The sequence below is a fragment of the Thioclava sp. IC9 genome (assembly GCF_002213225.1).
In the GTDB taxonomy this organism is placed as follows: Bacteria; Pseudomonadota; Alphaproteobacteria; order Rhodobacterales; family Rhodobacteraceae; genus Thioclava; species Thioclava nitratireducens.
The window spans coordinates 26038-37007 of record NZ_NBNX01000003.1 but is presented as its reverse complement, the minus strand read 5'-3'; the positions used below and the strand labels follow the sequence as shown (position 1 = coordinate 37007).

The 10970-nt window shown below is 64.1% G+C and carries 9 protein-coding genes and 1 tRNA gene; 6 read left to right on the top strand and 4 right to left on the bottom strand.

Annotated features, from left to right (window positions below):
• Positions 1-126: 126 nt before the first annotated feature.
• The 3 genes from B6V76_RS08720 to B6V76_RS08710 are packed head-to-tail and all read right to left on the bottom strand — an operon-like array spanning position 127 to position 2934.
• Positions 127-441 carry an antibiotic biosynthesis monooxygenase gene (locus B6V76_RS08720; protein WP_075774274.1) on the bottom strand — a complete coding sequence of 105 codons (315 nt, stop codon included), beginning with the start codon at positions 439-441 and terminating at the stop codon, positions 127-129.
• A gap of 23 nt (positions 442-464) precedes the next feature.
• The gene (gene lsrK / locus B6V76_RS08715; protein ID WP_088727227.1) at positions 465-1994 is read right to left on the bottom strand and encodes an autoinducer-2 kinase; all 1530 of its coding nucleotides are present in this window, start codon (positions 1992-1994) and stop codon (positions 465-467) included.
• Between the two features lies 1 nt (position 1995).
• Positions 1996-2934: a sugar-binding transcriptional regulator gene (locus tag B6V76_RS08710; protein ID WP_088727226.1), complete on the bottom strand. Its 939-nt coding sequence runs from the start codon at positions 2932-2934 to the stop codon at positions 1996-1998.
• A 205-nt stretch (positions 2935-3139) separates the two neighbouring features.
• Here B6V76_RS08710 and lsrA point away from each other — a divergent pair, with 205 nt between their 5' ends.
• From lsrA to B6V76_RS08685, 5 genes are all read left to right on the top strand, one after another.
• The gene (gene lsrA, locus B6V76_RS08705; protein ID WP_075774351.1) at positions 3140-4615 is read left to right on the top strand and encodes an autoinducer 2 ABC transporter ATP-binding protein LsrA; all 1476 of its coding nucleotides are present in this window, start codon (positions 3140-3142) and stop codon (positions 4613-4615) included.
• A complete protein-coding gene (locus B6V76_RS08700; protein WP_088725728.1) occupies positions 4608-5618 on the top strand; it encodes an autoinducer 2 ABC transporter permease LsrC in 1011 nt (336 codons plus the stop codon). The genes lsrA and B6V76_RS08700 overlap by 8 nt, the downstream gene beginning before the upstream one ends.
• Positions 5615-6598, top strand: a complete 984-nt coding sequence (locus tag B6V76_RS08695; RefSeq protein ID WP_088727225.1) for an autoinducer 2 import system permease LsrD — start codon at positions 5615-5617, stop codon at positions 6596-6598. Before B6V76_RS08700 ends, B6V76_RS08695 begins: the two co-directional genes overlap by 4 nt.
• A 33-nt stretch (positions 6599-6631) precedes the next feature.
• On the top strand, positions 6632-7651 hold the full coding sequence (lsrB, locus tag B6V76_RS08690; RefSeq protein ID WP_088727224.1) for an autoinducer 2 ABC transporter substrate-binding protein LsrB: 1020 nt from the start codon (positions 6632-6634) through the stop codon (positions 7649-7651).
• Between the two features lie 69 nt (positions 7652-7720).
• Positions 7721-8962 carry a class II aldolase/adducin family protein gene (locus B6V76_RS08685; RefSeq protein WP_088727223.1) on the top strand — a complete coding sequence of 414 codons (1242 nt, stop codon included), beginning with the start codon at positions 7721-7723 and terminating at the stop codon, positions 8960-8962.
• Positions 8963-9573: 611 nt separating this feature from the next.
• Here B6V76_RS08685 and B6V76_RS08680 read toward each other — a convergent pair.
• Positions 9574-9648, bottom strand: a tRNA-Gln gene (locus B6V76_RS08680).
• A 98-nt stretch (positions 9649-9746) separates the two neighbouring features.
• Between B6V76_RS08680 and B6V76_RS08675 the strand changes: the two genes are divergently transcribed.
• Complete coding sequence (locus B6V76_RS08675) at positions 9747-10937, top strand: NAD(P)/FAD-dependent oxidoreductase (protein WP_088727453.1); 1191 nt, start codon at positions 9747-9749, stop codon at positions 10935-10937.
• The last annotated feature ends 33 nt before the right edge of the window (positions 10938-10970 follow it).

Sequence of the window (10970 nt, the reverse complement as noted above, 5' to 3'; positions counted from 1 at the left end):
TCTTTAAGCAGTTTATGAACCCGGGCGGCCGTGCGTGACGGAAGCGTTATCCAATTCTCAAAGACGGAATTTCCATAAACCGAAGCCTGAAGTGCCCGGGATGGCTTCGGTTTATAGGATCGAGCGTTATGCCGAGGTTGCCGCAGCTCCCTGCACGAGTACCGGCTCGAAATAGGTCTTCGAGCGCCCGCCGATCGTGATCGGGTCGATCATCGAAACGCATTTCTGGTAATGCGCGGTCTTTCGGTGATCTTCCAACGCATCATCGCTTTGAAAAATTTCATAGACGAAGAAGTTGTTCTCGTCCTCGGGGTCGTGCAGCAGGTCGAAGCGCAGGTTGCCCGGTTCTTCGCGCGTGCCGTCGCAGTTGATCTTGAAGGCTTCGAGGAAAGTCTCGCGCGTGCCCGGCTGCACCTTGATATTCACCAGTTGGATCAGCATTCAGAAGTCCTTTCTTGCAGGTCTCACGTGCCCGGAGCACGCCACATGGATTGGGTGACGCCCTCGGCCACCAGCGCGCGCTGCGCGGCATAGGCGCGTTGCCAGCGGTCGCTTGCCTCGTCGTAGAGGTCGCGCAGCGCGCGGTTCGGTTGGTATTCATCTTCGATGCAGGACCATGCCGCGCCTGCGTCCTTCAGCGAGCCGAACTGGCCGGACCCGGTCGCGGCCGCTGCCGCACAGCCAAGCGCGGTGGCCTCCTTCACCTTCGAGGTGGCGACCGGCAGGCCGGTAACATCCGCAAGGATTTGCGCCCAATGCTGGGATTTCGATGCGCCTCCGGCAAAGACGATGCGCGCGGGGCGCTCGCCGGTCAGGGCGAAGACCGCCTCGAGATTGCGATGCGCGACGATGGCGGCATTCTCCTGCAAGGCGCGAAAGATCGCGGCGGGCCCGGATTTCTCGGGATCGAGCGAAAGGTTGAGCAGCGACGGGGCCGCGTGGATCCATTCGTTGTAGCGCATCACGTCGGACAAGATGGGGATGATCCCATGCGCGCCGGGCGGCACCTCCTTCGAGGCGGCTTCCAGCTCGGAATACCCCTTGCCCTGCCCGAAGGCGTCGCGGAACCAACGCATCGCTGCCCCGGTGAAGAAGCTGATCGCTTCGGCCTGATTGAGATGCGAGACCACATGCGGGTTGATCCGGAGTTTCATGCTCGGGTCGGTCAGGGTCAGCGGGACATTGACCACCTGCTGCCAGAACGTGCCGCCGAGCACCGCGCAATCGCCATTCCCGACAATCCCGAGCCCTAGTCCCCCGGTTTGGCAATCGCCGCCACCCGCCACGACCAGCGTACCAGGCGCGAGCCCGGTCTCCTCTGCCGCCGCGCCTGTTACCGTGCCCACGCATTCTCCGGTCACGACGCCGCGCGGGAAGATGTCGCTGCGCAGCCCCAGTTTCTCCATCGCGTCGCCAAGCACCTTGCGATCTGCGAGGCCGATCAGCCCGGTCGTCCCGGCATTTGACGGCTCGGAAGTGAGTTCTCCCGAAAGCCGATAGAGCACCCAATCCGACAGCATCGTCAGGGCCCGGGCCCGGTCGAGCACCTCGGGCATGTGCCGGCGCAGCCAGATCAGCCGGGGGAGGGCTCCAAGCGCGTAGGTTTGCCCCGAGCGCGCATAGATGTCTTCCTCCAGCCCCGGATAGTCCCGCTTGAGTTCGCGGACCTCGGCATCGGCGCGCGCATCGACATTCGCGCAGGCCCAGATTTCCGCACCGCTCTCGTCATGCAGAACGAAGGCCTCGCGCATCGCCGTGGCGCTGACCGAGACGATATCCTTCGGATCGACACCGGACTTCGCGATCACCTCGCGGCAGCAGCGGGCCAGTGCTGCCCAGTTGCCTTCCGTGTCGAAATCCATCGAGCCAGGATAGCGCGGGTCGCTGGCGTGCCACCATTCCTGCCCGGCGGTCGCGATCTCGGCGCCGGTCTCGTCGAACAGGACGGCCCGCCCGCTGCCGGTGCCAGCGTCGAAGGCGAGAAAATAGCGCATGTCAGTCCTCCGCGGCGTCGAGGAGCGACAGCGCGGTCGCCTCATCGGTCACCAGAATGTCGAGAATTTGGCCGCGCAGCGCGGCGAGGATCGGGGTCACCTTGTTTGGGCCCCCGGCGGCGCCGATTACCTGCTCGCTGTCGCGGAGCTGGACCAGATCGACGCCGATCACGCGCTCATGCAGCGGCAGTTCCATGTCCTGCCCGGTCCGGTCGTAGAACCGACAGAGCACATCGCCACGTGCACCGCTGCGGCGCAGTGGCTCGATTTCGCCTGCGGTGATGTAGCCTTGCGCAACCACGGTCGCCTGTTCCGAGATGCCGCCTATCCCGACCAGCTTGTAATCGGCCGCGATCGCCTGGTTGAGCAAGGACGAGATCGCAGGCTCTCGCAGCAGGGCGGCGGCCAGTTCCGGCGTCGAGACAACGAGCGGCGCGGGGATGATGTTCGGCGTGCGGTCCCAATGCGCCTCGCGCATCCCCTGCACATAGGTCTGCACGCCGCCCGTCAGCGAAAACAGCTCGATGCGGCGCTCCTGCACCACATGGCCGAGCACCCGGATGGCGTTCGACACGGTGGCGCCCCAGCCGACCGCAAGACTGTCGCCGGGCGCTAGTTTCTGCATGAGGTAATTCGCCGCCGCCTGTCCGATCCGCGCGTCGACATCTGATCCGGCGCTGTCGGGGATCACGCGGCAATCCTTGAGGCGGAATCGCTCCTGCAGACGGGTCTCGATCTCGAGGCAGCCTTGCTGGCGCGAATTTATCCGCACTTCGATCAGCCCGGAGGCGCGTCCCGCATCGAGCAACCGCGATACCTTGATGCGCGAGAGGTTGAGCTGATGCCCGACTTCGCTCTGCGTGAGCCCGTCATTGTAATAGAGCCAAGCGACCCGCGCGAGCAGGGCTTCGTCCGTTTCGTTCGGCGCTAGCTCTTCCATGACGATCGGTCCTCCGAAGTGGTGGGGCAATGTTCAAATAACTCGTTACAAAAACATATGAACAAGTCAATAACTCAAAAACGCCGCATCGCAGCATAAAGAATAAGCTAAAAATTGTTGACAGCGAGTATATCGGATGAACAGATGTTATCACGACAAACAGATGAACATTCGAGGAGACGGGATGTTGATCGAGGGAGGCGCTATGACATCTGTGCTCGCCGAGCTTGGCCGGGTTTCTAAAAGCTACGGCGGCGTGCCCGTGCTTAAGGGCGTGGATTTCGCGGTTCGTGCCGGGGAAATCCATGCGCTTCTGGGCGGCAATGGTGCGGGTAAGTCCACCTTGATGAAAATCCTCGCAGGTCTGGTCGCGCCGACGGCGGGGCGGGTCTCCATCGGTGGAGCGCCCCTGCATCCCGCGACGCCCGCGCAGGCGCAGGCGATGGGGCTGTATCTGGTGCCGCAAGAGGCGCATATCTTCCCCAATCAAAGCGTTCTGGAGAATATCTGCATTGGCCTGCCGCGCCGGGCAGAGGCTTATCGCGCGCGCATTGGCGAGCTGATCGCGGATCTTGGCGTCGCGCTGTCGCCCGATGCCAAGGCCGCGACCCTCGAGATCGCAGACCGACAGATCGTGGAAATCCTGCGGGGCCTCGTGCGCGAGGCGAAGGTGCTGATCCTTGACGAGCCGACCTCGGCGCTTACTCCGCATGAGGTGGACACGCTCTTCGATCGAATGCGGGCGCTTCGCGCGACAGGTCACGGGCTCGTCTTCATTTCGCACAAGCTGCACGAGTTGCGCGCGGTCAGCGACCGGATCACGGTGCTGCGCGACGGCTATGTCGTGCACAGCGCGAAGATGGCCGAAAGCAACGATGCGGAGATTCTCGCCGCGATGAGTCCCGGTGTCGCGGCCCTGCGCGACCGCCGCGCCGACAGGACCCGCGCCGAGCGCAAGACGCTCGAAGTCGCGGGGCTACGGGGCGAAGGCTTTGTCGATATCTCTTTCGATGTGCATCACGGAGAAGTTCTCGGTCTGACCGGGGTCGTCGGGGCAGGGCGCACCGAACTGGCTGAAACCCTCGTCGGACTGCGGCCGCGTGCTGGCGGTAAGGTCGCACTCGAGGGCCGCGCTTTCGTCGCCCGGACACCGCGCGACGCGGTGCGTGAGAATGTCGTGCTGCTGTCCGAAGACCGGCAGCAATACGGGCTCTTTCTCGATGCGCCACTTTACTGGAATACCTCTTCGCTCGTGCATTATCTGCTGCCCTTCCTGCTGCGGCCTGGCACAGAGCGCGCGCGCTTCGAAGGTTATCGCAAGACGCTTGGGATCAAATGCGAGACGGCGGAGCAACCGGTGCGCAGCCTTTCGGGTGGAAACCAGCAAAAGGTTCTGCTGTCGAAATGCCTCGCCGCAATGCCGCGGGTTCTGATCCTCGACGAGCCGACGCGCGGCGTCGATGTGGGCGCGCGCAACGATATTTACGAACTGATCGAACAGCTGGCCGACGCAGGCACGGCGGTGTTGCTGATCTCTTCTGATTTCGACGAGGTCGTGCGCCTGTCGGACCGGATCGCGGTAATGGCGGGCGGGCACCTCGCCGGCGAGCTTCCGGGCGGAAGCAGCACCGACGAGATCGCCGAACTGGCCTTCGAATCCAAGGAGGCCGTCCATGCTTGAACGGATCGCCCGCGAACGTGTCGCGACCTTGTTCCTCGTCACGCTGATCGTGCTGTTGCTTGTCGGTGCGGCGGCGCCCGGGTTCCTCTCGGCGCGCACCGCTTCGATCATCTGGTCGAACGGCCTGGTGCTGATGCTCGTGGCGCTGGGGATTTTTCCAGTGATCCTGACGCGCAATATCGACGTCTCGGGCGGCTCGGTGCTCGGGCTCTCGGCGGTGACGCTGGGCCTGACGGTGAACGCAGGGGCGTCGCTCCCGGTGGCGATCGCGGCCGCGCTTGGCGCGGGCGTGGCAGCCGGCGCGCTCAATGGCGGGCTCGTGGCGCTGCTTGGCGTGCCCTCCATCGTGGCCACGCTTGGCACGCTTGGCCTGTTTCGCGGCGTGATGCTGATCGCCACCGGCGGCGAGTGGATCGAGGAGCTGCCGCAAGGCGTCAAGGACCTCTCCGGCAAAGGTTTCCTAGGGCTGTCGGCGGTGGGTGTCGTAGCGCTCGCGCTGATCGCGGCGGTCTGGTTGGTGCTGCGCACCCGGCGCGGACGCTGGGTCTTCGCGATGGGTGACAACCGCGAGGCAGCGCGCCATCTGGGCCTGCCGGTGCGCCGGATCGAGTTTCTCGCCTTTGTCTGGGCGGGCGCGATGTATGCGATCGCGGGTATCGCCTTTGCGGCGCAGATCGGCTTCGTGCCCAATCAGGCGGGCTCGGGGATGGAGCTGCGCGCGATCGCGGCGCTCGTGCTGGGCGGGATCAGCCTGCTGGGCGGCGTCGGATCGGTTGCCGGGGTTGTGATCGGCGTGATCTTCTTCACCTCGATCGACACCGCGCTCGTCTTCCTCAAGATCCCGGCCTACTGGAACGACCTCATCGGCGGAGCGATGCTGCTCGCCGTGCTGCTGATCGACGGTCGACTGCGGATCGCTCTGGAAGCGCGCGACCGCGCGGCGCGTTACCGCCGAGGCGAAACGCCCCCACCCAAAACCCGTGATCTGGAGGAAGCGGCATGAAGCGTCTCGTGATGCGCTGGGAGGTCCTGTTGCTCGGGCTTCTGGTCCTTGAGCTTGTGGTGTTCGGCGCCATCAACCCGCGCTTCCTCAAGTTGAGTTCGCTGCTCTATGGCACCTCGGATTTCGTGCATGTCGGTATCGTCGCTGTGCCGCTGACGCTCGTCATCATCGCTGGCGGGATCGACGTGAGCTTCGCCTCCACCGTCGGGCTCTGTGCGATCACTTTCGGGATTGCCAATTTCTTCGGGATGCCGCTCGCGGTCTCGCTTGCGGTGGGCTTCGCGACGGGTGCGCTCGCGGGGCTGCTGAACGCGACGATCATCCGGCTCACGCGGCTGCAACCGCTCGTGGTGACGCTTGGCGCGCTCTATATGTTCTCGGGCGCGGCCACGGTGCTCTCCGGCGTCGTCGGCGCGAACGGCTATGACGGCATCGGCGGATTCCCGGCGGCCTTCACCGGGCTTGGCTACCAGATGATCCTCGGCCTGCCGATGCCGCTTTTCGTGTTCCTCGCCTTCTCGCTGGTGATGCTGGTTCTGCTGCATGTCACGCGCTTCGGGCGTCTGGTGTTCCAGATCGGCCAGAACGAATCCGCCGCGCGCCACGCGGGCATGCCCGTCGCTCGGGTGCAGCTGCTGACCTATGTCATTACCGGGCTTGCCGCCGCGCTCGCGGGGCTGCTGCTGTCGGCCTATTTCGGCTCGGCGCGGGTCGATCTGGGCAAGGCAACGCTGCTGCCCGCGATCACCGCCGCCGTTCTCGGAGGCGCCTCGATCTATGGCGGTCAGGGCTCGGTCATCGGCACCATCATCGCCACTTTCATCATCGGTTACCTGCAGCAGGGCCTGCAGATGAGCGGTGTTCCCAGTCAGGTTTCCAGCGCGTTGTCCGGAGCGCTGCTGGTTGTCGTCGTCGCAATGCGCCACGGGGCGTCCTTGCTGCGCGAGTTCATTCCGGTGCGGCCGCGTCCGTCAGAATGACGCGTCCAGAGAGTTCAGAGGAGGAGAACTGAAATGCGTAAATCGACCAAATGGGTGATGGGCACCCTTGCGGCAGGGATGCTGATGGCCAATTCGGCCGCGGCCGAGGACATCGCCTTCATCCCGAAGCTTGTCGGGGTGGGCTACTTCACGTCGGGCGGCAAGGGCGCTGTCGACATGGGCAAGAAGCTTGGCGACAACGTCACTTATGACGGGCCGACCGAACCCAGCGTGTCAGGGCAGGTTCAGTTCGTGAACAACTTCGTCAATCAGGGCTACAAGGCGGTGATCCTCGCCTCGGTCTCGCCCGATGGCCTTTGCCCGGCGCTCAAGCAAGCGATGGCGCGCGACGTGCTGGTGATGACCTGGGACTCGGATGTGAACCCGGATTGCCGCTCCTACTACATCAACCAGGGCACGCCCGCGCAGTTGGGCGGCATGCTGGTGGACATGGCATCCGACGGGCTGAACGGCAAGGACAAGGCCAAGGTCGCCTTCTTCTATTCCTCGCCGACCGTGACCGACCAGAACGCCTGGGTCGCGGCCGCGAAGGAGAAGATCGCGAAGGAGCATCCCGGCTGGGAAATCGTGACCACGCAGTACGGCTATAACGACGCGCAGAAATCGCTTCAGACCGCAGAGGGCATCCTCAGCGCCTATCCCGATCTCGACGCGATCATCGCGCCCGATGCCAACGCGCTTCCCGCCGCAGCCCAAGCTGCCGAAAATCTGGACAAGGCTGGCAAAGTGACGATCGTGGGCTTCTCGACACCCAACGTGATGCGCCCCTATGTGAAGCGCGGAACGGTTGCGCGCTTCGGCCTGTGGGACGTGACCCAGCAGGGTGCGATCTCGGTGGCGCTCGCCGATCACGTGCTCAAGAACGGGCCGCTTCAGGTCGGTGACACGATGGATGTGCCCGGCATCGGCGAAGTGAAGGTCTCGCCCAACTCGGTGCAAGGCTACGATTATGAAGCCAAGGATAACGGCATCGTTTTGCTGCCCGAACGCACCGTGTTCACCAAGGACAACATCGACAACTTCGATTTCTGATCCCCCGTGATCTCACCTGGCGGGGGCGCGGCGACGCGCCCTCGCAAACACGTTGAAAAGGAGCCTCCCATGCAATCGCGCTGGAACGACGCCGACGCCCATTCATTCGCCGAGGCTGCTGAAGCGGCAGGCCAACCCGCGGCACTGGGGCTGCGCGTCTACAGCTCGCGTCTGATCGGACAGAACCCTGAACTGGTGCTGCATGGCGGTGGTAATACATCGGTCAAGATTCCCGATGCGCCGGGCGGCGCGATCATTCATGTGAAGGGGTCGGGGTGGGACCTCGGCGATATCGAAGCGCCGGGCCTCCCGGCGATGCGATTGGAGCCGCTGCTGGAGACGCGGTCCATCCCGTATATGTCGGACGAAGAGATGGTAGCTTTCCTGCGCAGCCAGCTGCTCGACCCGACCGCGCCGAACCCTTCGGTAGAGGCGCTGCTTCACGCCTATATGCCGCAGGCATTCGTCGATCATTGCCATGCAACGGCGATCCTCGCGCTGGCCGATCAAGAGAACATGGAGACGGTGGTGCGCGATCTCTATGACGGTCGGGTCGGCTTCGTGCCCTACGTCATGCCCGGCTACGCGCTCAGCCATGCGTGCAAGGATGCGCTTGCTCGCGACCCGCATGTGGAAGGCCTCTGGCTCGAAAAGCACGGGCTGTTCACCTTCGCCGAGACCGCGCGCGAGAGCTATGAGCTGACGATCGAGTTCGTTAGCGCCGCCGAAGCGTTTCTCGCGTCGCAACGGATCACTGTGGAGGGTCCGCAGTCCAATGACGCGCCGGTCCCCGATGATCTGGCCTCCGCGCTGACCCGGGCCCTCGCCGCGCAGGGAGCGCTTGGCGCCGAGCCCGTGGTAGACTTCCGCACGACACCTGCGATCCGGCGCTATCTCTCGCGCGAGGATTTGTCGGAGCTGGCAATGCGTGGCACAGCGACCCCGGACCACGTGATACGTATCAAACCCTTCCCGCTGATCGTGGAGGTCGGGGACGATGTCGCGGCGATCAAGCGTAAGCTCGCGGGTTACGCCGATCGCTATCAGGCCTATTTCGAGCGCAACGCGCCCCATGCTTCCGAGCCGAAGACCATGCTCGATCCTGCGCCGCGCGCGGTGCTTGTGCCAGGCGAGGGGCTTTTTGCAGTCGGTGCGAACGAGAAAGCGGCGCGCATCGCAGGCGATCTGCTGGAGCAGGCGGCGCGTATCGTGAACGCGGCGGAAGAGTTCGGGCGCTTCGCTCCGATTTCCGAGCGCGAGCTGTTCGACATGGAATACTGGTCGCTCGAACAGGCGAAGCTGAAGAAGTGAGGGAAAGCGTGAGCGCTTAAACAAACGGCATTATTGGATAGTGCGACAAGCTTCGGTTGAGTGCTGGCCATGGACTTCGTGGCAGGTAGCGACCTGAGATGAGCACCGTCAATGCAGCGAATGTCTGCTCTCGCCCAAAAACGACTGAGACCTTGGCTCGGGCAACAGAAGTGAGAGCCCTCACGTTCGGCTCGTGTCGTTGGGGGCTGCGCGCTTCATGCCCGATTGCTGCCGGGAAATTTGGGCGGGTGAGGTTCTGCGCGCTGCTTGATCGCCCGTCCCTTGCGGCCGCATCCATAGGGCGTGCCCTCAGGGCGTCGCTCTTTTCGTTAGAGGAGAAGTCTAATGAACGACCGAGTAACGTTGGATGGCCTGAGGCGCATGCTGCGCGCTCGCTGCATGATCGTGTCTATCTTCCAATTTTCCTGCGCGCTGAGCGAGAGATGGCGGAGCTGGAGGCCGAGCTTGCGGCTGTAGAGCGGGCGAAAGCGATCCTTCGACTCGACGAGGATGAATGCCCTGATAGTCCGGGAACGTGATCCGCAAAGTGTTATGTTCGCGAAACTGGTCCGCTCCGCAATTAGCTGGTTTCGCTACAAAAAAAAGGAGAGTGGCTGGGGCGGTAGGATTCGAACCTACGGTGCGCGGTACCAAAAACCGGTGCCTTACCACTTGGCTACGCCCCAACTTGGGGGCTATCTAGCCAAGCTCGCGCGGGGCTTCAAGAGGAAAATCCGACAAATTTCGATTGCGCGTCATGCGCCGCTACGGCAAGCGAGGCGGCATGGAAAAATGCGATGTTGTGATACTCGGCGCGGGCGCTGCCGGGCTGATGGCCGGGATCGAGGCGGCGCGGCGCGGGCGGTCGGTGCGCGTGCTCGACCACGCACGGCGCCCGGGCGAGAAGATTCGAATCTCCGGCGGCGGGCGGTGCAACTTCACCAACCGGCTACTGACCCGGCAGAATGCGACCGAACGCTTCCTGTCGCGCAATCCCCGCTTCGCTCTCTCGGCGCTGTCGCGCTATACGCCTGCGGATTTCATCGCGCGGTTGGATGCGGCAGGGATCGCGTGGCACGAGAAACATCTCGGCCAGCTGTTCTGCGACGGGAAGGCTACGCAGATCATCGACCTGCTGCTGCGCGATCTGCGTGCGGCAGGGGGCGAGCTGTCGCTCGAGACCTCGATCGACCGGGTGGAGCGCGAGGGCGAAGGTTGCCTGGTGACGACCTCGCAAGGCCCGATCCGCGCGGCTTCGGTGATTGTGGCGACGGGCGGCAAGTCGATCCCGAAGATGGGGGCGTCTAGCCTCGGCTACGAGATCGCGCAGCGCTTCGGCCTCGAGATCGTCGAGACGCGCCCCGCTCTGGTGCCCCTGACCTTCGCCGAGCAGGATCTCGCGCGCACCGCGCCGCTGTCCGGCCTCGCGCGGCCCGTCGATCTGCGGCTCGGCAAGACGCATTTCGCCGAGGATCTGCTGTTCACCCATCGCGGGCTGTCCGGCCCTGCAATCCTGCAGATATCCAGCTATTGGCGCGAGGGCGACACGCTCAGAGTCGATCTCGCGCCAGGCAATGACATCGCGGCGGCGCTGGCTGAGCAGCGCGACGCGGCGGGCCGGCAGGCGCTGCACAATGCGCTTGCGCGGCATCTGCCGGAGAAGCTCGCGCAATTTGTGTTGGCGGAGGCAAAGCTCAAGGGGCGGCTGGCCGAGCAATCGAACAAGGATCTGGCCAAGCTCGACGATCAGATTCATCGCTGGCAGGTGCGGCCCGTGGGGTCGGAAGGCTATCGCACGGCGGAGGTCACGCTGGGCGGCGTGTCCACCGATGCGCTCGACGCGAAGACGATGGAAGCCAAGCAGGTACCAGGGCTCTATTTCATCGGCGAGGTGGTCGATGTCACCGGCTGGCTCGGTGGCTACAACTTCCAGTGGGCCTGGGCGTCCGGCTGGGCGGCGGGGCAGGTGGCCTAGGCGGCCTCCCCTTCCTCTTGGGAGAAATATCCC

What these genes read in the sequence shown, in the direction of transcription:
- B6V76_RS08720 (WP_075774274.1), bottom strand. Translation starts at nt 441, where the DNA reads ATGCTGATCCAACTGGTGAATATCAAGGTGCAGCCGGGCACGCGCGAG.
- lsrK (WP_088727227.1), bottom strand. Translation starts at nt 1,994, where the DNA reads ATGCGCTATTTTCTCGCCTTCGACGCTGGCACCGGCAGCGGGCGGGCC.
- B6V76_RS08710 (WP_088727226.1), bottom strand. Translation starts at nt 2,934, where the DNA reads ATGGAAGAGCTAGCGCCGAACGAAACGGACGAAGCCCTGCTCGCGCGG.
- lsrA (WP_075774351.1), top strand. Translation starts at nt 3,140, where the DNA reads ATGACATCTGTGCTCGCCGAGCTTGGCCGGGTTTCTAAAAGCTACGGC.
- B6V76_RS08700 (WP_088725728.1), top strand. Translation starts at nt 4,608, where the DNA reads ATGCTTGAACGGATCGCCCGCGAACGTGTCGCGACCTTGTTCCTCGTC.
- B6V76_RS08695 (WP_088727225.1), top strand. Translation starts at nt 5,615, where the DNA reads ATGAAGCGTCTCGTGATGCGCTGGGAGGTCCTGTTGCTCGGGCTTCTG.
- lsrB (WP_088727224.1), top strand. Translation starts at nt 6,632, where the DNA reads ATGCGTAAATCGACCAAATGGGTGATGGGCACCCTTGCGGCAGGGATG.
- B6V76_RS08685 (WP_088727223.1), top strand. Translation starts at nt 7,721, where the DNA reads ATGCAATCGCGCTGGAACGACGCCGACGCCCATTCATTCGCCGAGGCT.
- B6V76_RS08675 (WP_088727453.1), top strand. Translation starts at nt 9,747, where the DNA reads ATGGAAAAATGCGATGTTGTGATACTCGGCGCGGGCGCTGCCGGGCTG.